Source organism: Actinomyces johnsonii, assembly GCF_006546835.1.
Lineage (GTDB): Bacteria > Actinomycetota > Actinomycetes > Actinomycetales > Actinomycetaceae > Actinomyces > Actinomyces johnsonii.
In genome coordinates, this window is record NZ_VICB01000031.1 from 1 (window position 1) to 25,382 (window position 25,382).

Genomic DNA, 25,382 nt, shown 5'->3' on the forward strand with positions numbered 1-25,382 from the left:
AACACCCCACACAACCACCCTTGCCCGAATGGAAGCCGGAATCGGATTTGATGAAGATCAAACCCCCTTCGAAGCTGGTACCGCTGGGAATCGCCGGCGCGATCATGACTGTGGCGGCCCTCATGGGGCTGTGGGCGGCCGCGGGCGATGCGAGTCATTACAACGGGGGCGTCTACATCACCTACCCGGTGGCGAGCGTCATGATGTCGCTCCCCCTGGCCATTCCCGCGGCTCTGGCCTGGTACCTGCTCAGTAGGAGCTTCTATGGGGGGAGGACGGGCGCTCGGATCTTCATGGCCAGGCGTCGTGCGGCCGTAGTCGCCCGAGGCCGGAACGCGGAGCGGGACAAGCTCATCGAGCAGGCTCAGAAGGATCCGTGGCTCGCCCGGTACGCCGACCTGATGAGCCGGGGTGACGAGATCATGGCCGCGGAGGTGCTCATGCAGGCGCGCAATGCCGGTCTCATCATCACGGACTTCGACATCAAGGAGTACGTGGGCCGTCAGATGCGCCAGGGCCGCATGGGAGGTCTCTAGGAGGCAGTACCCGCCTACCGGAGGTGACTATTATCGGCGTCGGGAGAACCGTCCCGGGCGGCGTGGCCTCGACTGCCCTGGAGCGGGACGCAGCGACTCGACGACGGCGTCGGGCACCGCAGGAGCACCGGGTTGCCGGGGGGCTCCTTGGAGATGGAGAAGCCCCTGATTCTCCTGGCGTGCAGCGCAAAGGAGGTACCCGGTGCGTGCCGAGGCGTAGACGGACCACAGGGCCAGGGCGGCCAGGAGCACACCGCCCGGGGTGCTGAAGCCGTTCTGAGTGGCAATGCAGGTCGATACGACGGTGGCCGCGCCCCAGGCGGAGACGGCCAGGAGGAGGCGTCGCCTCGCGGGAGCGGGCACAGGAGTGCGCTGGTCGCTCACCCACCGGGTCAGGATGAGGGCGAGGCCGCCCACGACAGAAAGCAGGGGGATGACCGCGACAGCGGACACCAGAGCCCCGGTGATGACGGTGGCGGGGTCGGGGGCAGGTATCTGGGCCGGGGCGGGGATGATCACCGCAATCATCTTGTCGGTCCTCCTGTCGTGCACGCAACGAGTGGGGAGCGCCGCGGCCGGGATGCCGCGGACGGCTCTAGGAACGCAGGTTCCGCAGGATGTTGCGGCGAGCCTTGCTCTTGGCCCGCTTCTTCTCGGCGGTTTCCTTCTCCTCCTCATCATCCTCTTCGGTAGGCGGGTTGATGATCGAGGAACGGACTAGGAGCATTGCCGAGACCGCCCAAATGAGCAGCCCCAGCCCTCCCAGAAGGAAGGGCCATGACAGGGGCAGGACGACGCCGTCGGGCATGTTCAATGACTGCAGTCCCTGGGAGATGCCCCACCCGGCGGCTGCCAGGGCGGCGCCGACGGCGGCGGCGACTGGGGCCGGGACTGCCATTCCCGCCAGCGCCCGGCTCCCGTGGCGGGATGCCCAGGGGGGAAGTCGTCCGGGCGTCTTGGCGGGCAGGTGGAAAAGCGTGTAACGGCGGTACTCGTCAAAGGCCTGGGCGCGGACGTCGACGAAACCGGCCAGTCCCTCCTCCTCGTCGGCGCCGTCTCCCTCCTCGTCAGTGGTGTAGAGGTCGGACAGGAGGCCGGTGATCAGAGATCTGGCCTGGGGGCGGTCGATGTAGCCGGGATGGGAGCGGTCGGGGCTGCCGGCGGCGTCGACGTACCCGAAGGTGAGGTTGAGCAGGTCGCTGGCCTCGCCGGGGCGCTGGATCAGGCCGGTGAGCTCGGCGTGCAGACCGTTGAATTCGGGGGATTTCTCGCCGCCGACGGCGGAGAAGCGGGTCAGGAAGGTCGCATCGTCGCCCTTGCGCCCCCGGCGGGCACCTGGGCTGGCTGCGAAGTAATCGACAAGGATGCTGGAGAAGACCGGCCACCGGTCCTGGAGGTCGTCGAGGGTGGTGCTCATGGTGAGGTGGGCCCGGGGCGTAGGGCCGAGTCCTTCCTGATTCCTGGGTTTTCCACTGAAAAGGAGCATACGCTTGGAGCGCTTGCCGATTGTTGCGCACATGGTCAGAGCGCATATCGCCTCGGTTTTCCGAGCTTGCTGTGAGGAGCCCGTTCCATGATGTCACCGGTCCTGGTCGCTTATGGGCGCATTGGCGGCGATTGGAGGCCTAATGGTGACCCGGTGGAGGGGGCATGCGGTGCCTGTGGAAGGCGCGCGGAGGTGTGGGAGGCCCTGGGGGTGGTCTCCCGGCGGTTCTCCTCCTGGGACCTGATCCGCACCGACGTCGCCGCGGGTCGCAGGCTCGTGTGCGCGCCGTGCGCTTGGGCGCTGGTCAGTCCCGGGGACTTGCGCCGCAGGCGTCTGCACCTGACGGCGGGCGGGGGCGTGGGCCAGTGGGAGTGGAGTCAGGCGGCAGATCGGCTCCGGGCCGGGCCGTTGAGGACCTCGGAGTGCCTGGTGGTGCCGGTGGGGGGACGCAAGAGCGTTCTGCCGTTTGCCGCCTGGGGGTGCGTGGTTTCGGACGCCGGGGAGCTGCGCTGGGGACCGGCTCAGGCCCGGGCTGCGAGGGCAGGCGGGTTCATCCGGCAGATGGGGGCCGGGGAGCGCGACCTGGTCGCGAGGGACGCTCCCGGGGCGGTGCTGTCCGGGCTGGGTGCCGAGGAACGGTCCCGGGTCCGCGCCGCCTGGAGGGTGTGGAGGCCGTGGATGGCCTCGCAGTGGGCGGGCGTGATGATCAGGGCGACCCGAGGCGCAGCGGGCGCGGTCGTCGTCGAAGTCAATCGGGCGGGGAAGCGATGACAGGTGATGAGACCCCTCGGGCCCGGTGGGGCCTGACAACGGTGCAGGGGCTGGTGGACCAGTCCCCCTACTTGCCCCTGGAGGACCCCGCTGAGGCGGTGGCCGAGCGCCTGCTGATGCTCGCCCATCTGACGATGAACCGCGACGTGTGGGCCGGGGAGCGCCTGGAGCGCTACTGGGGCGCGTTCGGAGACGCCGTGCGCGGATCCGCCATGTCGGGAACGGTGGTGGACTGGTGGTGCAAGTTCGTCGACACGATGGGGGGTGTTCCCCTGGGGGCCTCGGGCCTGCTGCATGAGAAGAACCTGCTGGTGCGTCCCGGGCTGCTGGTGCCCCCGGTGAGGGACTCCCGGGTGCTGCGGGTCCTGGATGAGTGGGCTCCGGACCTGGTGGATCGGACGCGGATGTGGGTGCGCACTCGGCGGGAGGCGGCCGCAGAGCGGGTCCGGGACACGGTTTTCACCAATGGAGGGGACCTCCTATGAGGACGGTGACGTACACGGGGACGCTGGTGGCGCGCTCGTCGATATCGCACGTCGGCGACGGCGGGGGAAGAGTGCACGTGCTGCGCCGGGAGAACGTGGTTACCGCCGATGGCGAGGTGATCGGGGTCCCGATCGTCTCCGGGGCTGTGATCAGAGGGCGGATGCGGCGTCTGGGGGCGGCGATGGTCCATGAGGCCCTGGGAGGGGGGCCGTTGCCGTTCAACGTGGTCACGGCTCTGGCCCAGGGGGGTGTACTGACCGAGACGCGCACAGCCCGCGAAGTGCTCACCGGCGACAGGCAGGCGCGTCTGCGCGAACGGATCCCGTTATTGGGACTGATGGGGGTTGTCGGCGGGGGCCGGATGATGGCTGGCCGGCTGATGGTCTCTAAGGCCATCCCGGTTGGCCGGGAGACCCTGCACCTGCTTCCCGGACCGGATCGCGAGAGGCTGACCGGCGACGGTCGGCGGTGGCCGTCGGTGTACGAGCTCATGGAGCGCGAGGGGTACACGGTGGGATCCGACGTCTCGAGTATCGCGGCCCTGGTCGGGTCGCCGCAGGACGCGGGCGTTGCCGATATCTCGCCGATGCGTTTCGAGGTTGAGACGCTGGCGGCGGGCACAACCCTGTGGCACCGGGTGGTGGGCGAGGACCTGACTGCGGACGAGGCAGACTGCCTGGAGGACCTGATGCGCGTGTGGTGCGACCGCGCCCGTCTGGGCGGGGGCAGGGGCAGGGGTCTGGGAGACGTCGAGGCTTCCTACGAGCGCACGGTGACCGACGTGATGGGGCGGGCCCGCGAGCCGGAGCGGGGCAGTTGGCGCCGCGCCATGCTGGACGATCCTGCGGCGACGTCGGAAGCGCTGTCGTGGCTCTGACCGGGCTTGCACCTGGCTGGGGACCGCTGGTGGTCTCCTGCACCGCCCCACTGGGGGTGGCGATGGACGAGCCCGGCCTGGACCTGGCCGGGCTGCTGGCCACCCGTGTGATGCGGGTTCTGCAGGCCCAGGGGGAGGATCCCGTGGACAAGGAGACGGATCTGCCGCTTCCGGTGGCCATCTGCCCGGGCGGGGAGGCAGGGTGGCACTGGGCCGCATCCTGCGTCATGGTAGACCCGGACATGGCCGACCTGGTGGGGCACCGGCGGCGGACGCGGGTGATGGACAGCTCGTGGATCGGGCGCGCCGCGGCCCGCCCGTGGCCGGTGATGCTGGCGTCCAAGACCGCCTACAAAGACCGGATGACCCCGCACGAGGTACGCGGGTGGGGGTTCCTGCAGTGGAGGGCGGTCGGAGACCCCGACCTGATGATGCGCCTGCTAGCCCCGGTAGTCGCTCTGGGCAAGGCCCGCGGATCGGGCGAGGGAATGGTCCACTCCTGGCGGGTCGAGACGGTGGATCTGCCCCGGCGGGACTGGCAGGGCTGGATCCATGTCGATTCCTCCGGAGCCCTCCTGCGCCCGGTTCCGGTCGAATGCGCCACCAAGTGGGGAGCGAGCGAAGGCTGGGAGGAGGGGATATGGGGCCTGCGCCCGCCGCAGACGGCTCACGTGACCGGCCTGGCCGTTCCAATTCCCAGCGATCCGACGGAGGACGATCCGTGGATGCTGTAAGCCGATCGGGCAAGATCGCGGCGCCCCTGGGCTCACGTCGGGGACGGATGGTGGATCTGGGCGGCCTGGTCGAGCAGGCGATGGAGTCCATCGAGGCGTGGATGGCCGACCATCCGGGGGCATGGGTGGCCCTCTCCGGGGGCAAGGACTCCACCGTGGTGGCCCACCTGGTCCGCCGAGTGGATCCATCCACGCCCCTGGTGTTCTACGACAGCGGGGCGGAGTTTCCCCAGACACTCAGGTGGATGGAGCGGGCGCAGGAGGAATGGGGCGGGATCGTAAGGATTCCGGCCGTCCCCGACGCCGTCTCCCTCTTCGAGCAGGAGGGGTTCCTCACCGGCCGGCCCACCGGTGGCAAGCAGAGGTCGTCCAGGTCGCTGCACCGGGTGCTGATCGAGGAGCCGGAGGCCTGCGCCCGCCGGATGCTGGGCTGCAACTGGAACCTCCTGGGGCTGCGGGCCGACGAGTCGCCCGGACGGTCCCTGGCGCTAGCCCGTGGGCGGGGGGAGACGGTGCGCCATGACAGGGGCGGGGAGTTCATATCCGGCTCGTTCTCACCGATCTGGAGGTGGCGCGCGGCCCATGTCCACACCTATCTCACGCGTAATCGGGTGCCCGTGTCCAGTCTGTACCGGGACCTGGAGCGCCTGGGGGTGGGGTGGGAGCACTCGAGGGTTTCGCTGATGCTCGATGGCAATTGCCTGCGTCGGGGCAGGTGGGCCCTGACCTACCGTCTGGCCCCCAACCAGGCCCGCGCAATCGAGGAGCGCCTGCCGCTGCTCAGGTCCCTGCGCTGATCGGGAGGAGGACGGGCGCGGCCGAGGGGGGCGACGTCGCCGGCGTCAGATGACGTAGGCGGTCGCTCCGGGAGCCCAGAGGGCGAAAGCCTCGTGGGCCAGGAGCCACATGGAGTAGCTCACCAGTGCGATGTTCAGTACGTGCTCGCGCCTGGAGCCGGCCGTCCCCAGGATCGGAAGCCGGATGTAGCCGTTGGGCGGCCAGCATCGCGACACCGCTCGTGCGGCGGCCCGTGTGAACACCGCACGCGCGCGGGCCGGTCGCGTCTTCGGCGACCCGGCAGCGCCCGGGGAGGGAATCCGTCTTCCGGCCGCGACGTACACGGACGCGGGAGCCGGGCCGTGCCAGGGCTGGAGCCAGGCGACCCCCTGAGTGGTCAGGGTATCTCCAAGGCAGTGGATGAAGGTTCCTAGGGCCACGACTACGGGCAGGAGGACGAAGCGGTTGGTGTCAAGGAAAATGCCGGTGTAGACGCCCACTAGCGCCCCCGCCACCCAGGGTCCAACCCAGGTGCGCATGAGCACCGCCCCGACGTCGTTACCGGCCATCTTGGTCATGCGCAGGGCCTTGGCGGCGAAGGCGGTCAGGAGGGCCGCTGCCAGGACGACGCCGACGTCGACACCGCGACCGCGGCCGATCTGCTCGGGGCTCAGCACCCATCCCGCGCGATTGGCCAGTGCCGCGGCCCAGGCGGCCGGCAGGTGCAGGAGGGTCAAGCCGGCCGCGGCCGCGGTGGCGGCGCCGATCCCGACCAGGGAGTGGGTCAGGTGGCGGTGACCGCCGGAAGCCCGCTCGATACGGGCGGCCATCGCCTGGGTGGGGCTGGGCACGAAGGTGACCCCAAGGATCCGAACAGCGGGCACGGATCTGGCGATCGTGCCATCGTGGTGGTCGAGGTCGGGCAGCAGGGCTGCACCGGCGGTCAGGAGGGCGCCGGTGGCCACGACGGGCAAGGGCTGGGGCGCGATCCCCAGCGCCAGGGAACTGGACGAGGTCAGAGCGAGAAAACCGGCCGCCCCCATAGCGGCGTGGCCGTAGCCCATCATGTCGGAGGTCCCCTTCCTCGTGGTCCCTGGCGGACCGAGCGGATTCGACCCTATCCAAGCGCGCGCTCCCGCTAGCGCGATCCCTGCAGCGGCACCGGATAAGAGGTCTCGGGGGTGCCCTACTGTGGAGAACATGCGCACCCTCCCCCTCCTGAGTAAAACAAAGGCGGCATCCCGTCAGGTCGCGGGCACTGGAACGGATGGGGCCGAAGAGGGTAAGCGGGCGCGTCAGCGCTGGATCGCGATGACCCTCATTCCCGCGGTATGGGTGCTGTGCGCCGCTGCACTGGTTCTGGCCCCCGCCTATGTAATCGGTCGCCCCGGACTGACCGTGTGGATCGCCTCCCTGCTGGTCGTGCCCGTCTCCCACCCGATCATCCAGGTGGTGCGCTACCAGCGCGCACGCGCCAAGGGCGCCGGGGCCAAGGAGGCCAGGGCCAAGGCCCGTCCCCTCCTGCCGCCACTGATCTCCGGGCGCGCCCGGGGCTGGGCGGACGCGATCATCTACCGAGACAACCGGTGGTGGAGATACGCGCAGTGGGCCGTCACCGCACTGGCCCTTACGGCCGTCGTGCTCCTGCCCTTCTCCCCCGTGGCCCCGGGCGGGTGGCTGCGGCCCGCGGGGTCCCTGGTCCCGGTGGCCGTGTGGTGGGGCGTGATCGGGGGACGGCAGAGGTTCCTGACCCGGATGCAGCGGGGAGCCGCCGAGGGAATTCGCCGGATCGCCGCCGCCACCCTTCACTACCCACGCACCAAGGGGGCCCTGATGAGCCTGGCCACCTGGCTGAATCTGACGACCGGGTGGAAGGCGGTCAGGGTCACCGAGTGGGACACCACCAGGGACGGGACCCCGATCATCCCCAGGGTCTTCGAGGTCATGGCCCCCGGCGACCTGTCGGTAACGGACAACAAGGCGTGGACCGAGTTCGAGGCCAACCTGACCGCCAAGTACCCACGACGCTCCGGCTGGCACGTCGCCCGCAAGCCGAACGGATCCGGGGCCATCGTCAGCCCCGCCCGCTACCCGGTCTCAGCGATATGGAACGGCGATGTCGACAACGACAACCCCATGGGCTTCTACATCGGAGAGTCGATCGATCACCCCGACAGCGTCCAGCGACTGGATCTGGTCAACCCCTCCAACCACGCGCTGGTGGTCGGGGCGACCGGTGCGGGGAAGACCACCGCCATCGAGCCGATCATCGCCCAGAACATCCTCAAGACGATGCCGTGGGACCCCACCCTCCACGGCAGCGCCCACATCCTGGATCCCAAGGGGCCCCTGGCCAGCAGATGGGCGGGTCGCCCCGGAGTCCTGTGCTCCCGAGGCAACGCCGATGGGACCAATGCCGAGGGCGATGACATTAGCGGATTCGAGGTCATGGCCTCACACTGCGACCTCATCGAGGACGAGCACAGGCGCAGGCAGGAGGTCCTGGCCTCCTACAGCGACTGCTCCAACTGGTTGGAGCTGCCCGACGCGGTCAAGGCCGCCCACCGGCTCTCGCCCGTGCTCGTCGTCCTCGACGAGTTCCTCGACCACACCGGCAAGGAGACCGCTCAGGGCCGGGAGGCGGAGCAGATCAAGCGGGACAACGCAGCCCGGGCGCACATCCTGTTCATGACCAGTCTGTGGGAGCGCAAGGCCAGGAACGTCGGCATCCACGTCATCATCATCTCTCAGGAGGCCAAGATGACCGAGATCGGCTCCACCCGCGTCCGCATGGCGCCTGTACGCATCATGGCCGGGCGCCTCGACGACGTCGCCTGCAAGGGGTTCTTCAGCGTCGCCGGCAGCGAGATGCCCTACATGCCCACCACCCGCAGATCCGCCTCCCCCAGCGGCGAGGTGATCGAGCGCCCCATCCCGGGACGCTGCTACGTGCAGATGGCCACGGGACAACCCGTCAAGAGATTCCAGGCGTACTGGTTCGGAGGGAGCAGTAACACCGGCACGCTCGACAGATACCTGCCCCGCAACCGGCAGCCGGGAGCCGGTATCTTCGATGGCGACGCCGCCCGCGTGCGCATCGCAGCTATGGAGGACCTCGACAACAACGGAGTCCCCGATGCATGGGAACAGCCCGAGGACGCACTCCCCTCGACTCCCCGACCCGTTGGCAACGATGACGACACCTCCCCCGACGACTGGGCGCCCCTCCCGCACGCCGGGGATGCGCCGGCATCCCTCTCTGGATCACCCCGATGCACCTATAACGGTTGCCGGGCCGAAGGGGACTACACATGCCCGAGGAACGGTGCCCTGTACTGCCCCGATCACACTGGTCCCTCCCCCGACCCCTCCGAGCACGGACGGTTCGGTCAGGACTACCTCGACACCCACCCGCTCAACCGCGCCGGGGCCGCCGGAATCTACAGGGAGGTAGGGGCACGGGCCAGGTCCGCCGGCCTGGTTGCCTCATGGGCGCCGATTGCCGGGACCGACGGGAACCTCACCGATCAGGCGAGGATCACCGTCACCACCTCCGAGAGCAAGCTCGTGGCCATCATCCTGGCAGCCCCCGGCAGCGTTCAGGCCCGAACCGCCCTCAACAGGCAGGGCGTGCAGGGTTCGGAAGCATCCTTCAACGCCGTGTGGACCGCGATCGACACTCAGCTCGCACATAACAAAACAGCAAACTAAGTGCATACACGGTTTACACCTAAATGGTTGACTCTTTATGAGCAAAACTGGTGTAACCTGTCCCGATAAGGGAAATAAGGGGGAACAGCCCCCTCATCCACCACCCAGCGAAGGCCTCTCGCAATGCGTACCACCACGGACGATTCCAGAACCCCGACGCCCCACGGGGAACGGACGCGCATCAGCGCGAACATTCAGTCCTCTATCTACCGGGCGGCGCGCTCCGAGGCCGCCGCGGGCGGCATGAGCCTGGACGACTTCATCGTCCTCACCCTCGAGGAGGCCGCCTCCTGGGACCCGCAGACGAGGACGTCCATCTTCGCCGCCGGTATTAGCCGCGAACGCAACGAGACGGCCATCCATCAGTCGATCAGCTGGCCCCTCTCCACCCAGGAGAAGGTCGACAGGGCCCGCAGGGCCGACTGGATCGACGCGGGTCTACCCCTCTTGCGATCCCGATGGATCAACCTGTCGCTCGACGCCCACCTGGCTGGAGGGCTGGACAAGGCTCCCCGTAAGAGCATCGTCCCGCCCTACCCCCAGCCCATCCGCGAGGACATGGTGCTCAACCCGAAGCGCTACGGCATCACCCTGGACAGGTCGGGGCACGTCCCCTCCAAACCGCCCCGGGATGCGCTCACCGTGCGCATCGACCCCACCATCACCTCAGTAGCCATCCGCAAGGCGAAAGAGGCCGGAACCAGCCTGCGCGACTGGATGGAGAGAGCCATCACCGCCATGGCCGGCGACCCGACGACCGATGACCAGAAGGCCGCCACCCACAAGCTCTTGGAGTACCACGGCCTCACCCTCGCCGAGGACGGGACCATCAGCTGACCCCTTCGTCCGCAGCACGATCTACAGAGCCCGTCGACAGGGAATCACCCCGGCGCGGTCAGGAGACTCGAGGCACCCCGGAACTGTCAAGAGCCACATGATCAGTATCATCACATGATGACACCATGGTACTGTGAAATGGAAAAACTATAGTACTTCGATCTTCCGATGTCAGAGATTCTCTCTATGAAGGACGATGACATCGGTGATCGTCCCGGAAGCGGAATCGACCGGGTGGCCCCGTTGGTGCGCGGGAAACTAACAGGCGCCGGCCCGCATCATCCGGAAGGGGTCGCTGCCAGCGGGGTAGGGGGATGTGGGGACCTCATCGAGGCGCACCGGCCTCCCCGGGACGCGCGGAGCGCTCGTCCTCCCGCGATAGTCGGCCGCATCCCGCCGGAACACGTAGCGACGCCGCAACTCTTCGGGGTCATCCTCGGGGCCGTGGAGGATGACCCATCCGTTAACGGGTTCGAGACGCATCCTCATGCGCCTTCCCAGGGCGGTGTAGGTCCGTCCCAGGCCGTTGACCAGAGCGCTTTTGGCGACACCCCGGTCGTACTCGCGACGGATGGCCTCCGCCCCAATCCCGAGCAGGCCGTCACGTGTGTAGGTACCGGCAAGCGTGTCGAACAGTTCCTCCCGGCCCCCGAATCTCGAGAAACGGTCACGGTTCCCGTTGACCACGGAGTCCAGGCGACGCACGAAGTCGGCCACCGCCGGGTTCATGAGCGGCCCCCTCCGCGCAGCCCGCATGTCCATGAGAATCTGCTCGGGGTAGTCGGGCACGACCGTGTTGACGGGAAGAAGCCCGGGGCGGGCACCAGGGTCGGCCAGGCGCCCTTGAATACTCGCGTAGTCCTCGCCGACGATCCGAGCCAGCGCAGTGACCGGCCACCGGTGGTCCACCAGCGCGGCCAGGGTGGCGGCGTAGAACGTAGATCCCGTGGAGCCCCGTTCACGATCCCTCATCACCAGCAGCTCGGGCACGAGATCCCCCAGGGCCTCACGCTCACGGGCATGCGCGTCCACAAGTGCAGCAGGCGTAGAGATAGCTGTGACAGACCTCTCGGCGCTCATAGTCAGAACCTTACAGGCGCAGAGACCCGACCAGCCGACGGACGTCGGGGCGACGGGCCCTAACCGGCTCCCACTGACCAATTAGCCCCGGAATCCGTCGGACGATACCGCCTCGGCATCATGACAGGGGGTCAGCTGTAACGGGGTCCCAGTCCCAGGAGGATCGGCTCAGATCCGCCGTTCTTGTCCCGTACCGCGGCCTTGCCGGGGAATACCCGCTCGATGGCGGAAACGACAACCGGCCTGTACATCTTCGGTGTTTTGGAGACCAGATTGGACAGGGCGTACTGGTGGCCGAAGCTCGCCGCCGCATCACGGTAGGACAATAAGGAGCGCAACTGCGGGGACCAGCCGATCTCCCCTGAGCGGCGCCGCTGGTCAAGATCCTGGGCGACTCGAATGATCGAGGCGTCTACGCCCAGACCGGCGGCCAGATCCCAGTCGGTGGTTACCTCGACGTTGTGATCGAAGCGGTCCAGAAGAGCGTCGCTCATAGATGCCCCGGGGACGTCCGGATTGTAGGAGGCCACCACGTTCCATCCCGTGGGGACCGGGATCTTCCCTAGCGATGGGTTGGAGGGGACCTCGACGTAGGAGCGCCCGTCCATTGCCGGATAGACCACGGAGAGCACACGGGGGTCAGCCAGTGCGATCTCCTCGATGATGAAGGGGACCCCTCTCTCCAGGGACCGCAGGAAAGGTCCGTTGGCCCACAGGAAGGTCATCGGGTTGGAGGGATCCTGGATGTAGCCGCCGACGATGTCGGCCTCGGTGGTGTCTGCCGTACACACGAGCATCTCGAAGCCGTCGGGAAAGGACGCGTCCGACAAGGCCGATTTCCCAGTCCCGGGAGGCCCGAAGAACAGAATGTGCTGACGCTCCTGGCGACAGTGACGCATCCAGGCCACGTCCTCGTAGTTACCGATACGACGAGGGAAATAGGTCTCCCCGTTAGGGCGCTTCTGCGGCCCGCACTCGGAGAGCACGACTGATCCCTGGTCGTGGAACACCGGAGTGTCGTCGCCCCAAATCTCCGTGTCGGGAACAGCCGGAACCGGCCCTGGAGCAGGAGTCTGCATCCCCTGGAACGCAGGATTCCCCTGGAACGCAGGATTGTTCTGAAATGCGGGATTCCCCTGGAAGGCAGGATTGTTCTGGAACGCGGGATTCCCCTGGAACGCAGGAGCGGGAGCCCCCGCATTCTGGGCACCGGAAGCCCGCCCTCCCCTCGCCCAGGACGGCAAGCCGCCGAATCCGTTCGCCACGATCCGCTCCAATCCACCCCCGTATGAGGAACAAGAGGTTAAGGGGGCTTCGACAACAGGTCCGCAACCACCCTAGGGCACCCGCACCGGCACCACCATGCGGGAACGACCGAGCCCACGTCCTAAGGAGAGCATGGAGGCGCCGAAGGCGCGCCCCCGAAGTACCTTGGCCGTATCAGCCCCGCGACGATCCCCGGCCCGACGAGGAGCCCCCGATAAGCGCGGAGACGATCAAGCCCGTACCAGCTCCAACAGCAGCAGCGACCACCGGCCCCCACAGCGGTCCGTCCGCCAGATAAACGGAGGCAGCGCAGGCTCCCAGCATGATCGCAACCGAAGCGGCCTTGTACCCAAGCGAGGGACCATCGACACTCGCCGCCGCAGCCAGGGCCGCCACTATCAGCAGGATCCAGGCCATAACAACCACCCGTATTCAAAGGGTGCAACAGATGACGACTCCATAGAATCATGATGTCATGGATGTGGTTCTGTTCGCCCAGTAGGACGATGAGATCGTCTCCAACACGCTGGTACCGGACCCCGCGGAGCAACGATTGTCGCCGAGACGGCGCCACCCCTGACGCAACCACGACCACCACAGACGCCTCCGTCAGACCCTTGATGTCCCTTGACCTGGATGCACGGGCCGTCCCGGTGGAGCTCCTGAGCGAAAGGATCTAGGTACCTCTTGTAGAAGAGTCCGCAGGGCACACCGAGCGTTACCGATCCGGAATGACGTGTCGGTAGATAGTGGCTCGGGAGACCCCAAGGGCCTTGGCCATCTGGGTGACCGTAGCCCCACTGGAGAGCATCGCAGTGGCCGCGGCATCCTTCTCCGGGGTCCACACGGTAGGGCGACCGATAGGAGCGCCTCTGGCCCTAGCAGCCTCAAGACCGGCGATAGTGCGCTCAGTGATGAGCTCGCGCTCGAACTCGGCCAAGGAAGCGAAGATAGCGAAAGTCAGACGCCCCGCCGCAGTCGTCGTATCAATGGCCTCATGCAGACTGCGCAGGAAAACGCCCCGAGCGGCGAGGTCGTCGACCGTCGACACCAGATGGGAAAGAGAACGACCAAGACGATCAAGACGCCACACAACAAGAGTGTCGCCTTCTCCGAGGGCGTCGAGAGCCAGGTCGAGACCAGGCCGAGCCGAGACAGCCCCGGACGCCACATCGGTAAGAATCTTGGTGCAACCGGCACTCTTCAGAGCATCGATCTGCATCGCGAGCTGCTGCTCTCGCGTACTGACGCGGGCGTATCCGATGATGACCACGCTCCCATGATGCACGGGCACGGCTCCTCACAACGGACGTGGAGAGTATTTTGAACACGGCTTTTGAACACACAGCAGTCGGCGTGTCACCGACCAGGAACAACACGTCCTAAACCGGTCGTTTATGCAACACCACCCCGAACCGGCGAACAGAGCGCACGCCCCGAAGAGCTCCCTCATCCACCCACGGGCCAGAAGACCTGCCCACCGGCAGCCTCAACCTGCGCCAGCCAGGAAGACTCCTCCTCCCACCCCAGCTCCCCAGGCATCACTCTGGGCACACCCCAGGCATCCCGAGTACCGTCCAACCAAGGTGTTCCCGTAACATCCAAAACTCTCTCGATATAAGCATCCCACCCCGCGGGCGAGACAATCGCCATCCCCCTCCCCCACGGCCCGGGAACCCCCGAAATACGCGCCCACGAACAGTACTGGCACAACCCGTCTGACCCGTGCCTGGGTGCCCTTCGAGGACAGCGCCCCAACGGGTGCGCATCCACCCACTGCCCCGTCCTGGGCTGGCCGAACGCAGGCGCATACCCCGCCCCAACCGACTTCCCCTTCGCAGCGGCAGCAGTCGTCACCCCCACCTGCACCGCACGAGCACCACGACGCCCCAAACGGGGCAGAACCCCGAACACGAACCACCCGACCCCCACCATGAAGCCGCCCCACACCACGATCCAGAACAGGACCGCGGCAGTGAGCCCGAGATCAATCCCACGACGATGAGAAGCCACCGCACCCAGCGTCGCGACAACATCCAACACACCACTTCTCATCTCGATAGAACCCCGCGGCGTCGACAATCAACACAACAAACCAACACAGAATAACCTCACCACACCAACACGGCAAATATGAAAAAGAGCAGGAAGAAGAGTGGGAGGGGAGGGGCTCGGCTGGACGGGTTAGACAGAACCGATCAACCACCGAAAACGGGATTGGTAGGGGTGGAACCTCTGCCAACCCCGTCAATCCGTCACGCAGCCGAGACACTGCAGAGAAACAGAGCCCAGGTGATACACACAAATGGCCACAGCCACCCAGCTAATCGGCAAATCATTCCGAAGACGACGCAAATCACCTATCCCACATACACTTCCAATTCCAACAGAGTAACACCGCCACAACAGTAACAAAAAATCGCCAAGAAACCAACACTCCCTAATGCACAGTAAAATCCCATAAAACACGATCACACTCCATGAAACTCCACAAAAAAGATTCCCACAAACCCCAACACACCCTATGCGAGCACATTGCTCACCCACCAGCGCCCACAAAAGAGGTATAAACAACCCCTAACACCCGCATTAAGAACCAACGCAAATTAACCGGACCATCACTGACAAGTCCTTTTAATTGAAATAAACCGGGCGCGAGGCAGATCGCCGTCGCGAACGGGACGATCACCTGATCCCAGCGCGCACGAACTGAAGGTCGAAGCGAGATCCTGGATCCGAGGGAGCGCCGGTCGGAGTGACCGCACCAGGAAGAATCGAACACCGGACTCAACAGCGAGGCCCGCCGACCGGCAGAAGTGGGAGAAGGGGCGGACGCAAACAGGAACCCATGGGAAACTGCGCCGCTGGTACGGGCCGTCAGACCCTCTCCTTTCCAGCAGCACCAACAGATGGCCGCACACTTAGGCGAACCTTACCCACCCATGAGGCACCGGCGTAGGCCCCGGCATGGCCCCTGGCGTAGAACCTGGCGCAAGGGCGCGCACGTCCCGCCGTATGCACCCCGCATGCCGCACAGCGCCCCCTCGTCGCGGTACGGCCACTACGATCTCGACAGGTGCAGCCCTCCGAAGGCGCACCGGGACGCACAGGCCGCACCCCAGGGCAGGACGACGGAGAAACGCAGTTGGACACACCCGGAATGATGACGACCGTCGGCGGCCGACGCCGAGGAATGACGATCACGCACCGCGACCACCGGCATCTCGAGTGGATCGCCCGCTGGTACTCACTCACCGATGAGCACCTCGGACGAATGGACAAGGGATGGGCCGCATGGGCCGTCATGATGTCCAACGACAGGCTTCCCAAGGGAGCCCCCCTCAATCCCATGCCCGACGGCTCGAAAGGACAAAAAGCCTCGACATACCTGTCGAACCTGAGAACCCGGATGTCGCGTCTTTCCAAGGTCGAGATCCCCGGATTCAAAGAAGGACTCGTCACCCGTCTCAGATCCTGGGAACCAGGACGTGTCACCACCGGGTGGTGGCTGACGAGGACCGGTAAGGAGTACATGCACGCCCCTTACAGCATCGCCACAGAGCCATCGGTTCTTAAGGCCGGGCACGTATGGGACTCCGCAGACATCGGGTTCCAGATCGAGTCGTTATTCGGGCTCACCATTCTCTCGGAAAGAGAGACCACATCAGGACAGACATTCCGCGACGGCCTTACCCAGGAGGTCCCCACATCCCTATTCAAGGCCAAGCGCACCGGACAGGAGCGAGACGGGCTGCCCCGATCGAAGCGCCCGGACCTGGCCATATTGCATACCAGCTCCTCCGGCCGCGTATCCTTCACCGCCATCGAGGTGGAACGAGTCATGTCGCGACCGATACGCGACTACAGGGAGAAGCTGCTGACCTACACCGAGGACCCACACGTTGACGCCATCTGGTATCTGTGCGATCGCGCACCGATCCGGAACCGGGTGCGTCAGGCCTACACCGACCTTCTCAAAGCCGGGGAGATAGCAGACACCTCGACGACGCCCACGCTCGTGGAGACGGTCCAGCACTGGGGAGAGCCTCCGCCGCGGGAACAGCAAGACGGCTATCTGAGACGAACCACCTCATGGGTGGGGCTTCCCGGCATCGGCCTGGACGGTTCCCCCCTGCTCAACAGCAAAGGCGAGCCCTCGGCCGTGGGAAAGAGAATGCTCGGCGCTCTGCGCATGGAGCAGACCATGCAGAGCGCATCGACACCCTCCAACGGAAGGGCCCACTGATGCTCAACGCCTACCCGTACCGGAGAGTGGAACGATTCGCGATCCGGGAGATGACGACAAGACCATTCACATCCTGGAAGTCGATCACACCGATGATCCTGGTCCTGTTCGTCCTGTGTCCTCCGGGCGCGGCCATCGCAGCGGGCCTGCCCCTGATATTCCTACGAAACAACGACACCTGGAAACGGCGCCCCCTGATCGCGCTCGTCATCGGAATCCTGCTATGGGCGGCCTCGGCGGCAGTGGGAGTCATCCCCTTCGGATCGATGTTCGTCGCACTCGGACACGCCCTGCGCGGAACCCCGAACTGGCCCCTGGCCCTATTCATCTGGCTGATCGGATCAACCTGGTACTCCGCCCCCGGTCTGGTCATCGGCGGACTGCTCGCACTCGGACGCGGCGCAGGCATCGACCTGTCCCAGGAGAAGTTCCTCCAAGCGCCCAGAACAGGGTTGCGCTCCCTCGAACGATCCAAGCAGGCCGCCCGCGACGAGCTCGCGACCGCCGACATCCAGGACGCCACGGAATAGGAAAGGAGCAGAAACCAGCATGAAACCGAAGATGTTCACAAGACGCGCTGGTACGCCCCCATCCGGCCTCTACGTCAGATTCGGCTACGTCGAAGGGCACTCTCTGCCGTGGGAGGGGTATCGCGCCGGCCAAATCGTGGAGCGCCCCGCCGATGAGCTCGGCCATGGAGTCATCGTTGGAGCCACCGGCTCCGGCAAGACCGTGGCCTCCTACCCGGTCATCTACTACCCCGTCGTCGGAGGCGGATGGGGAAGCATCGTCGTCGATTTCAAGGCCTCGGCCAAGACCCGCGAAGCGGTCAGGGCCGCCGCCCTCGCGGCGGGAAAGCCATTCATCGCCCTTCAGGTCGGCACCCCGGTGCCCGGGGAGGAACCCGCCTTCTACGAACCGTTCAACTGGGCCGGAACCCCCGAGGAGAAGGCATCCATGCTGCTGTCGTGCTTCGACATGACAACCGAAGGCGCAGCCTCCTACTACACCAGCGTCGCACAGGGATGGCTGCGCTTCTGCTTTCGCCTCCTGGAACACACCGGTCTCAGCAACGGCGAGTCCACCATGGACTTCCTCCTGCGCATGTGCAGCACCGCCGAAGCCAAATCAGCCATCAAGAAGGTCTCCCGTACCAACGCCCCCGCGGCCGACCACCTCACCCGGGCCATCGGACACACGATCACGGACAAGGACCTCGCCGGTCTGAAGTCCCAGCTCCAGAACATCGCGGACCCGCTGGCCCCCAACCTCAGCACAACCAGCCACCACCCCGGACGAACCGTCTTCGACCCCACCCAGATCAGCGCCTCGGGCGCGATCGGATACGTGTCCATCTCCGCGGCCAACGAATCCGTCGTCAAGGGAGTAGGCACGCTCATCCTCCAGCACCTCACCTCCGTCATGCAGGTACGCATGCGAGGAACGACCGGAGGAGAACCCATGGTCATACTCATCGACGAGGCCTCCGCCCTGGGAGACAAAGCGGTCGTCGTCGAGACCCTCCTGAAACAGGCCCGAGAGGCCCGCATGTGGGTATGGCTCGCTACCCAACAGCTATCGGCCTGGCCCCAGAGCGTCCAAACCGCGATCCTGGGGAACGCCTCCACCATCATCGCCCTGCGCAGCGACGACATCGCCTCCGCCGAGCAGCTCTCCGCCAATTCCGGATTCGGTCTCATCGAGGTCGAAAAACGCCAGGGAGAGGCATCGGCAGCCGTCGGAGGGGAGAAGCAGACGATCGGACGGAGCAAGCAGCGCACCGTCGAACCCGGGCACCCCCTCGTCGACCCCGGAGAGTTCCAGAACCTCCCCAACCACCAGGCCTACATCTGGTTCCGATCCATCCCCAATCTGGAAGTCGACCCCAATCACAGAGTCCCCGCCACACCAAGGCAGTGGACCGACCATCCACGACTGCGCAAAGGCTGGGAGAAATACTTCAACTACGACATTCCCATCGTCGCCATCGTCCCACCCTCGGTGATGCTCGAGGCCGCCAACACGGCACAGGAGAACCATCTGACGAACGCCACACCCAATAACGCCGCCGTCACAAACGCCGTCTGGACACCACTGCCCACCGCACCGGCACCCGCCACGAACCCCGCATCAGAGCAACCTGCGCCACCCGAGCCGCCCGACCGTCCGGCACCGCCCGAGCAGTGGGATTACGACGGCTTCGCCTCCCTGGATCCCTCGTACGATCACCCCGGCCAGGAGGAGGACGGCACCTCCTACACCCCGGCTCCCAGGTTCTCCACCTCCAGGCGCGCCGGCAGTCCGCCGCCAGTCCCACCGCGCCCTAAGGCCACCGCTGCTACCACCGCCACTGCCGCCGGCAATGAACCGGTCCAGGATGGATCCAGCAGACCCGTCCAGCAGAACCACCCACCGGCCTCACCGTGGGCGCCAGTCGTCGACGACGACTGAGCACGCCCAAGAACCGCGGCAGTGGTCAGGAGACGACCGCAAGACGAGAAAAGGGAAGCCATGACCCAGCCCCCCGCAAGCACGCCCCCGCACGGAGGACCCGACCCCTCGCAGATCGACCCCGCAGCACTCGCCGCGGCCATGGCATACCTCCAGCAGCAGGGCGCGCCCCAGCAGCAGCCCATGCCCCAGCAACCCGCCCCCGGGAAGAAGGAGAAGAAGACCGGATTCTTCCGCAAGAAGAAGCAGGAGCCCGCCCAAGAAATCCGGAACACGAGAGAGGAGGACGGCGAGAAGGACGGACAGGAGAACGGTCTGGCAGGCGCGATCAAGCGCTTCTTCACCCCCGCCTCGAAGAACAAGGATGGCAAGGACGGCAAATCGTCCCTGTCCTCCACGCTACGACGCGCCCAGATCTACGGCGGCAGGCGTAAGTACGCGGTCTTCCTCCTCGCGCTGGTTGCGGCCACGACGGCTTTCTCCATGCTGTCCCTGATCATCGCATCCCAATCGGTCACGAAGAACGACGTATCCGCAGAGGTCGCCAATCAGCTCGAGAAACAGGGAGCCGGGTTCCCCTCGGGACAGGCGGTCCAGTGGGCCGGACAGGTCGTCCGCGTCATGGGAACCTACGACGAGGCCTCACGCGACGACTACGCCAACCAGGTCAGCCAGTTCCTTTCCTCCGGGATGGACGAAATGGCGGGATGGAACGGCAAAGGGCACCAGCAGGTGGCGTTCGTCTCCGTCAACCCCCAGCCCCGCATCATCGACGGCTCTCACGCCGTCGTCACGGCCGCCTACCAGACCTCCGAGGGGAAATGGGGATGCATGGCCGTGCCCACCTTCGCCTACAAACCCAGCACATACGGCACCGACACCACATGGGCCTTCACGCTGTCCGCCCTCCCCACGCCGACGGCCTGCGCAGCGCGCACGGGCCTGCCCAAGCTCCCATCGGTCAAGTCCGACGCCAAGGAGGACGACGACACCGCCAACACCCTTGCAGCCGATTTCTACCCCTCATTCTTCGCAGCCTGGGCCGCCTCCGAAGACGCCACCCTCGCCCAATACACGGTCGACGGGTTCACCACGGTCGGCCTGGGGGGAGCCATGGAGTCCACCCCACCCCCCACCATCGGCGACGTCAAGCTCCTGGTCGATAACAAGGGGAAGGCGGACACCGCCCTGGCCACCGTCGAAGTCACCTGGACGGTGACCGGATCCACGTCAACACGAACAGTCACCTACGAGATGCAAATGAAGCACGTGGGAACGAAGTGGCTGGTCGCTTCCGAACCAGTGCCCGCCTACCAGTCCGTATCCGGATCCACCGCCCAGATCCCGGCACCGGAGGCATCGGACTCCCCCGTCCCCTACGGCAATGAGCAACCGACGCCGCAAACCCCCAACGAAGGCGCGACAACCGGCAGCGGCGACCAGACGACCGCCCCCACGGACAGCGGCACGAGCGCCGAGGGATAGACCCCGCGGCAGCCCCGGAAGCGGTCCAGCCGAGGTCGGGGGGCGCCTCAGCCCTGTAGAGCCCCGCAGGACTCAGGAGCGCCCCCGACCGACCCGGTCCAGGAACACCCTCACACCGCTCCCCCACACCACGCGCAGAGCCTCCTGGAACGACACCAGCCAGGCATCCACCTCAACCCCGCGCTCGGCGCAGGCCAGAGCCACCTCCAGCGTCATGGGCACATGAACCTCCGGGATGACGACTCCGGTAGAGGGAAGGTCCTGGAGGATGAAGAACCACTCGGGGAGCCGGTCCCTCTCGGAGTCCCTCATGCTGCCCACACGCGCCCCCACATCGCAGACGGACAGGATCTCACCGGTCAGCTCCATGAAGCCATCAGGGCCCAGTCCCAGCCTCTCGGCCCCGGCGCGCGCGGCGGGGGGCGTCAGAGTCAGTACCCATCCAGAACTCATACCAAGCAGAATAAGCCGAAACAGCTGACAACCAGATGCCGCACCCGCTCACCGAAGGCCCCACCATGCCCAACCGGCAACCAGCCATTCCCGAGCCTCCACCCGAAGGCGGCGATTCCACCGACAACGACTGGTCGGATCCCCCCGTTATAGACCTCTCCGAGCACGGACTCCCCGACGACGAGGCGGGGCTGGTGCAGGTGGGAACGCGCCTGTCCCGAGGGGTGCCGTTCATGTCGGGCAGGCAGGACATCCCCTTGATTCTTCACAAAGAGGATCGCAAAGGCGCCTGGTGCTGGCTGGATCGCCCCCTGGTGACCCTGAGCCGACTCGCTCCAATCGACTCCGCCGACTCCCGTGGCGAAGCACCCAACCTCCCAGGACGCGCCACCAAGAAGAGTCACGCCGAGGGCCATGTCGAAGACCAGATCGAAGATCTGACGGCCCGGGGAATGCACGTCTGCCTGCCCTCTCTCCTACAGGAGGTCGATCCCTGGAAGGTCAATCCCCTCAATCCGGAGGGGCGCCTGGCCTATCCCGCCGTACCCGGAGCCCTGGCCCACGTCAGCGCTCACTTGCGCCACACCCGCATCGACACTGCTCTACTGGATGCTCAGGCATGGCCCGTTATCGCCGCGGCGACCATGTTGGAGGAAATCCGCTGCGAGGCCGCCTACCTGACCCACAGGCCCTGGGATGCGCCTTACCTGAGCGCCGCGTCACTGCTGAGCTCCCTGCCCGAGAGCACCGATCCGCAATGGAGGGCCGCGCACCTGGCCCTGACCATCCTGGGTCGCGCACCCACAGGGACCTTCAAGGCGCACAAGGTCGAAACAGTGCGAGCCATGGTGAACTCCGCCCTGACACCCCAGCAGCTCGACCACCTCGAAACGATATGGACCCGGGCACTGCGCCTACCCGACGGGGACACTAGAGGACTGATCGCCCTGGCCACCACATGGGCTAAAGCGGTCCCCACAGCAAACGAGCATCTGATCCTCACCGACCCCTGCGCCGAGCGCACCCATCACCTCATCCCTCCACAGCCTCCCCTCCGGCAGGGAGGCGCGGGCCTGGAGGGGCAGCAGACGGGCGCGCTCGGCGGCGGAGGACAGCTGACGGGGGACTGGGAGGACTGGATCGACTTCTCCGCATCAGAAGGCGGAGCGCAATATGACCAACACGTTGGGGGAATGGATCTGGTCACCAGGATCTCAGGAGGGGAAATGGGGGGAACCAGCCCCTCGGGCCGTGAACGCCCCGATCGCTCCGGCATCCCGTTCTCCTCCTTCTTTCCGTCGACTAGAACCTTCAACAGAAGTGAAGACTACGCTCGGAAACAGTTCTACCTGGAACAGCAAAAACAGCTCCTAAAATCAAGTTTCGAAAGACTCAGAGGAACATATGACCCCAAATCACAAACACATGCTATGAAATACGATATTTCAGGCGCACACAAAATTAAAAGCTACAAAAAACAAATACACCTACACGGATGCAAGCCGACGCCAAATCCGCTAGATCTTCGAGTAGAATGGGATGACCCCGAGGCTGCTCCTTACAAGAAAATATTTGACCGAGGAGCCAGCGGACCTAAAAAATACATCGATTGGAATTGGGGCAACTACCCCTTAATGGGAGAAACTCCGGAGGAGTGCAAAAATTCCGAGAAGGCACTAGACCTCGCATATCCGGGAATTCGTCGAGAGGTTTTCCGTCGAGACGATGAGGGGAACTTCGCACACTCATTAGCTATCGATTCACGCAACCCAACCCCGGGCGAGGAGCGCATGCGCCACGATCTCGAGGCGAGCCTGCAGAGAATCGTATTCCAGGAGCGAGACAAGACCAAGACATCCTTCGATAGACCCCCGGGACGCATGTCGGGTCGCGACATGATGCAGCGCCAGGCCCAGATCCATCTGGGGAGGGCACCTACCGCCAGGCCCTGGCAGCGTCAGGTCCGCACTCGTGTCCCCACCCCCACCATCAGCGCCCTCATCCTCGCGGCCACGGACCCGGGCATGTCAAGGCCTACGGCGGCGATCATTTGGGCGCTCTCCCACGCGATCCACGCCGCCGGCGGGCGCAGCGCGGCATTCACTACTGGAATCATTCCAGGCCCAATCACTCTTACCGAAGAAACGCCGCCGCAAAAAGTTCCCGAATTCCCTGACTGGATCACTATGAAAGGAAGGGTCGAAGTAGGAATACGGATAGGGGTAGAACACCTCAACCTCAATAACTCCCACGGCACCAAAATACTATTTATCATCAACGAGGAAACAAGCGAAAGCAGCCATAAATGGATGACATACAAGTACATGACTCAGCTTATTGAGCAAGGAGTAAGGATCATACTCCTCACCTTCAGACCCCCCATAATTATTGGGGAGTATTTAATTTACCCGTCGCCATACCTCCCCAAGGAGGTCACCGTCATCAACATCGATACACAGAAAGATGTGGCGAAGCTCCTCGTAGATGCCATAGAGGGCGTCCCCACGCCGGATCCGATGCGCGGGCCCATCGGCCATTACACGGGCGGCAGCCTGATCCCTGCAGAGTGGGTGTGGCTACGCCCCCGGTGAGGCGCGGCGTGAATATTTCAGGGCAGGACTGAGCACCCGGCGCTCATCGCCTTGATCTGCACCGCTCCCTTGAGCCAGGCGACGAACTGGTCCTTCATGTGCCATCCCAGCTGGTGGTCGAGCCACCCCAGGAGGGCGAGGATCCCCACGACGGCAACCGCCGCGTAGAACAGGTAGAGGATGAGGTTGTCCCACATGTCATCGCTCTCCCGCCGATAGGAGTACTCGGACATGACGCGGTCGACCTTGGCCTCGTCGTCGTCGCCGAACATCGGTCAGTCGCCTCCTGGTCAGCAGATCGCTCTTATGGTTTCAGCGTAGGCGCTGACCGACCGGTGGATGCCCCGCAGGCGGGAAAGGAGGGTTTGCATCTCCGTGGCTCCGAAAGGTCGGGGATCAATCCTCGGGGCCCATGAGGTACTCGCATTCACGGGTCCACACCATCCGTGTCCTCCACCACCAGGCACTGCCCGCGGCGGTGACCAGCACGAACGCACCAATTCCCCAGCTCCTGGTGGCGGCAGCCGGGAAGATGGTGGACAGTGTCGCGACGACTGCGGTGATGGCGACCGTTTTGGCAGTGACACTCCAGGCCCGGGTCAGACCCTCGGTCAGGACTGTCCTGGCCTCGAGATCCTCGGTGACGGCGAGACGGCGAGTGACTGCGCGACGGTAGGCACGGGTCAGCGCCAGGGTGGGGGCGGCTATGACGACGAGGACGATGAGGGTGACGATGGTGGGACCCCAGGGATTGGAGAAGAGAAGAAGATCGTGCACGCGTTCCTCCTGGAGGTACCGAGGCCGGACGGAATGCTTCAAAGCGGAGTGGGACGCAGCAGGAGGCGGCGATACCGGACAATGGCCCTCTCCGCACCCTCTTTGATCACAAATGATCAGCTACTTGGGATCAAAAAGGGTGCGTCACCAGCCGAATCAGATCCCCGTCCTGGTGGTGTGGCGCTTACGGCTGGCCACACCGGCGGCCACAGCGGCACCCGTACCGCCAAGAGCCAGCGGGGTGATGATCCACGGCCACAGTCCCCAGCCCTCGCCATCGTCGGCCTCTTTGTGCCCACCGGAAGCCCGGGCGTCATCCTGATCGCTAGTCACCGGAGTCTTACTGGGAGTCGGTGAGCTCGATGCCGACGGCGACTTGCGAGGGCCGGCCGTCGTCGACGGCCGCGGGGTAGCGCTCGGAGACGCGGGGCGAGGCGTTGTGGGGTCGGGATCCTGCTCCGGTGCGGAGGGCCTGTTCACCGTTCCCAGGGCGAGCGGGTTCGGAGACGCGGGCGCCGAACCTCTGGATCTCTCCGAAGCGCCCCCGGGATTGGAGCGCTGCGCCGGAGAACCCCCGGTATTCAGGGCGGCCGAGGGATCTGCGCCTCTGCTGGGGAACTGAGGAACCGGCAACTGCGGCACCGGGTTGGTCGCATTGACATCCGCGGGAGAACCACCGGGCTGCGGATTGGGAGTCTGTCTCGCCCCATCACCGTTTCCCGGCGTGGGGGTCGCCTGCCCTCCCGGAACGACCTGGGGATGGTCCTGCCCCTGCTCAGGCTGTCCCGGACGATCAGGCTGCTCAGGCTGTCCCGGAC

23 protein-coding genes are annotated in these 25,382 nt (G+C 65.5%); 13 read left to right on the forward strand and 10 right to left on the reverse strand.

What is annotated here, in order from left to right:
• Positions 1–50: 50 nt before the first annotated feature.
• A complete protein-coding gene (locus FK256_RS13955; RefSeq protein ID WP_021606484.1) occupies positions 51–536 on the forward strand; it encodes a hypothetical protein in 486 nt (161 codons plus the stop codon).
• 30 nt (positions 537–566) lie between these two features.
• Here the strand turns inward: FK256_RS13955 and FK256_RS13960 are convergent, their stop codons facing one another.
• Positions 567–1,064: a hypothetical protein gene (locus FK256_RS13960; RefSeq protein WP_141425168.1), complete on the reverse strand. Its 498-nt coding sequence runs from the start codon at positions 1,062–1,064 to the stop codon at positions 567–569.
• Between the two features lie 67 nt (positions 1,065–1,131).
• Positions 1,132–1,953 carry a hypothetical protein gene (locus FK256_RS13965; protein ID WP_141425169.1) on the reverse strand — a complete coding sequence of 274 codons (822 nt, stop codon included), beginning with the start codon at positions 1,951–1,953 and terminating at the stop codon, positions 1,132–1,134.
• 156 nt (positions 1,954–2,109) lie between these two features.
• On the opposite strand from FK256_RS13965, the gene FK256_RS13970 reads away from it, so the two are divergent.
• Genes FK256_RS13970 through FK256_RS13985 form a run of 5 tightly spaced genes read left to right on the forward strand, consistent with a single transcriptional unit; the run spans position 2,110 to position 5,687 of the window.
• The gene (locus FK256_RS13970) at positions 2,110–2,793 is read left to right on the forward strand and encodes a hypothetical protein (RefSeq protein WP_141425170.1); all 684 of its coding nucleotides are present in this window, start codon (positions 2,110–2,112) and stop codon (positions 2,791–2,793) included.
• The gene (locus FK256_RS13975) at positions 2,790–3,278 is read left to right on the forward strand and encodes a hypothetical protein (protein WP_021606480.1); all 489 of its coding nucleotides are present in this window, start codon (positions 2,790–2,792) and stop codon (positions 3,276–3,278) included. The genes FK256_RS13970 and FK256_RS13975 overlap by 4 nt, the downstream gene beginning before the upstream one ends.
• Positions 3,275–4,156: an RAMP superfamily CRISPR-associated protein gene (locus FK256_RS13980; protein ID WP_141425171.1), complete on the forward strand. Its 882-nt coding sequence runs from the start codon at positions 3,275–3,277 to the stop codon at positions 4,154–4,156. Before FK256_RS13975 ends, FK256_RS13980 begins: the two co-directional genes overlap by 4 nt.
• On the forward strand, positions 4,147–4,890 hold the full coding sequence (locus FK256_RS14380; RefSeq protein WP_170197980.1) for a hypothetical protein: 744 nt from the start codon (positions 4,147–4,149) through the stop codon (positions 4,888–4,890). The genes FK256_RS13980 and FK256_RS14380 overlap by 10 nt, the downstream gene beginning before the upstream one ends.
• Complete coding sequence (locus tag FK256_RS13985) at positions 4,878–5,687, forward strand: phosphoadenosine phosphosulfate reductase domain-containing protein (RefSeq protein ID WP_170197981.1); 810 nt, start codon at positions 4,878–4,880, stop codon at positions 5,685–5,687. Before FK256_RS14380 ends, FK256_RS13985 begins: the two co-directional genes overlap by 13 nt.
• Positions 5,688–5,732: 45 nt before the next feature.
• Here FK256_RS13985 and FK256_RS13990 read toward each other — a convergent pair whose 3' ends face one another.
• Positions 5,733–6,734 (reverse strand): metal-dependent hydrolase, encoded by a 1,002-nt coding sequence (locus FK256_RS13990; RefSeq protein WP_170197982.1) that lies wholly within the window; start codon positions 6,732–6,734, stop codon positions 5,733–5,735.
• A 133-nt stretch (positions 6,735–6,867) separates the two neighbouring features.
• On the opposite strand from FK256_RS13990, the gene FK256_RS13995 reads away from it, so the two are divergent.
• Together FK256_RS13995 and FK256_RS14000 are read left to right on the forward strand one after the other, a co-directional pair.
• On the forward strand, positions 6,868–9,378 hold the full coding sequence (locus tag FK256_RS13995) for a P-loop NTPase family protein (RefSeq protein WP_141425174.1): 2,511 nt from the start codon (positions 6,868–6,870) through the stop codon (positions 9,376–9,378).
• 123 nt (positions 9,379–9,501) lie between these two features.
• Positions 9,502–10,215, forward strand: a complete 714-nt coding sequence (locus FK256_RS14000) for a hypothetical protein (RefSeq protein ID WP_021605032.1) — start codon at positions 9,502–9,504, stop codon at positions 10,213–10,215.
• Between the two features lie 258 nt (positions 10,216–10,473).
• On the opposite strand, the gene FK256_RS14005 is transcribed toward FK256_RS14000, so the two are convergent.
• From FK256_RS14005 to FK256_RS14015, 3 genes are all read right to left on the reverse strand, one after another.
• Entirely contained in the window at positions 10,474–11,295 is an 822-nt protein-coding gene (locus FK256_RS14005; protein WP_141425175.1) for a hypothetical protein, read from the reverse strand.
• A 131-nt stretch (positions 11,296–11,426) separates the two neighbouring features.
• Positions 11,427–12,281 carry an AAA family ATPase gene (locus FK256_RS14010; RefSeq protein WP_170197983.1) on the reverse strand — a complete coding sequence of 285 codons (855 nt, stop codon included), beginning with the start codon at positions 12,279–12,281 and terminating at the stop codon, positions 11,427–11,429.
• Positions 12,282–13,279: 998 nt separating this feature from the next.
• The gene (locus FK256_RS14015; protein ID WP_141425176.1) at positions 13,280–13,849 is read right to left on the reverse strand and encodes a recombinase family protein; all 570 of its coding nucleotides are present in this window, start codon (positions 13,847–13,849) and stop codon (positions 13,280–13,282) included.
• A 1,872-nt stretch (positions 13,850–15,721) separates the two neighbouring features.
• On the opposite strand from FK256_RS14015, the gene FK256_RS14020 reads away from it, so the two are divergent.
• Genes FK256_RS14020 through FK256_RS14035 form a run of 4 tightly spaced genes read left to right on the forward strand, consistent with a single transcriptional unit; the run spans position 15,722 to position 20,743 of the window.
• Positions 15,722–16,807 (forward strand): hypothetical protein, encoded by a 1,086-nt coding sequence (locus FK256_RS14020; protein ID WP_141425177.1) that lies wholly within the window; start codon positions 15,722–15,724, stop codon positions 16,805–16,807.
• A gap of 50 nt (positions 16,808–16,857) precedes the next feature.
• On the forward strand, positions 16,858–17,337 hold the full coding sequence (locus tag FK256_RS14025) for a hypothetical protein (RefSeq protein ID WP_141425178.1): 480 nt from the start codon (positions 16,858–16,860) through the stop codon (positions 17,335–17,337).
• A 19-nt stretch (positions 17,338–17,356) separates the two neighbouring features.
• Positions 17,357–19,258, forward strand: coding sequence for a type IV secretory system conjugative DNA transfer family protein (locus FK256_RS14030; RefSeq protein WP_141425179.1), 1,902 nt, complete (start codon positions 17,357–17,359; stop codon positions 19,256–19,258).
• A gap of 60 nt (positions 19,259–19,318) precedes the next feature.
• A complete protein-coding gene (locus FK256_RS14035; protein ID WP_141425180.1) occupies positions 19,319–20,743 on the forward strand; it encodes a conjugal transfer protein in 1,425 nt (474 codons plus the stop codon).
• A gap of 72 nt (positions 20,744–20,815) precedes the next feature.
• Here the strand turns inward: FK256_RS14035 and FK256_RS14040 are convergent, their stop codons facing one another.
• Positions 20,816–21,196 carry a hypothetical protein gene (locus tag FK256_RS14040; RefSeq protein ID WP_141425181.1) on the reverse strand — a complete coding sequence of 127 codons (381 nt, stop codon included), beginning with the start codon at positions 21,194–21,196 and terminating at the stop codon, positions 20,816–20,818.
• 65 nt (positions 21,197–21,261) lie between these two features.
• Between FK256_RS14040 and FK256_RS14045 the strand changes: the two genes are divergently transcribed.
• Entirely contained in the window at positions 21,262–23,787 is a 2,526-nt protein-coding gene (locus FK256_RS14045) for a hypothetical protein (RefSeq protein WP_141425182.1), read from the forward strand.
• A gap of 17 nt (positions 23,788–23,804) precedes the next feature.
• On the opposite strand, the gene FK256_RS14050 is transcribed toward FK256_RS14045, so the two are convergent.
• The 3 genes from FK256_RS14050 to FK256_RS14385 all read right to left on the reverse strand — a co-directional run bounded on the left by FK256_RS14050 (position 23,805) and on the right by FK256_RS14385 (position 24,897).
• A complete protein-coding gene (locus tag FK256_RS14050) occupies positions 23,805–24,059 on the reverse strand; it encodes a hypothetical protein (protein WP_141425183.1) in 255 nt (84 codons plus the stop codon).
• A 124-nt stretch (positions 24,060–24,183) separates the two neighbouring features.
• Entirely contained in the window at positions 24,184–24,564 is a 381-nt protein-coding gene (locus tag FK256_RS14055; RefSeq protein ID WP_039892523.1) for a hypothetical protein, read from the reverse strand.
• A 156-nt stretch (positions 24,565–24,720) separates the two neighbouring features.
• Positions 24,721–24,897, reverse strand: a complete 177-nt coding sequence (locus tag FK256_RS14385) for a hypothetical protein (protein WP_021604954.1) — start codon at positions 24,895–24,897, stop codon at positions 24,721–24,723.
• Positions 24,898–25,382 lie beyond the last annotated feature (485 nt).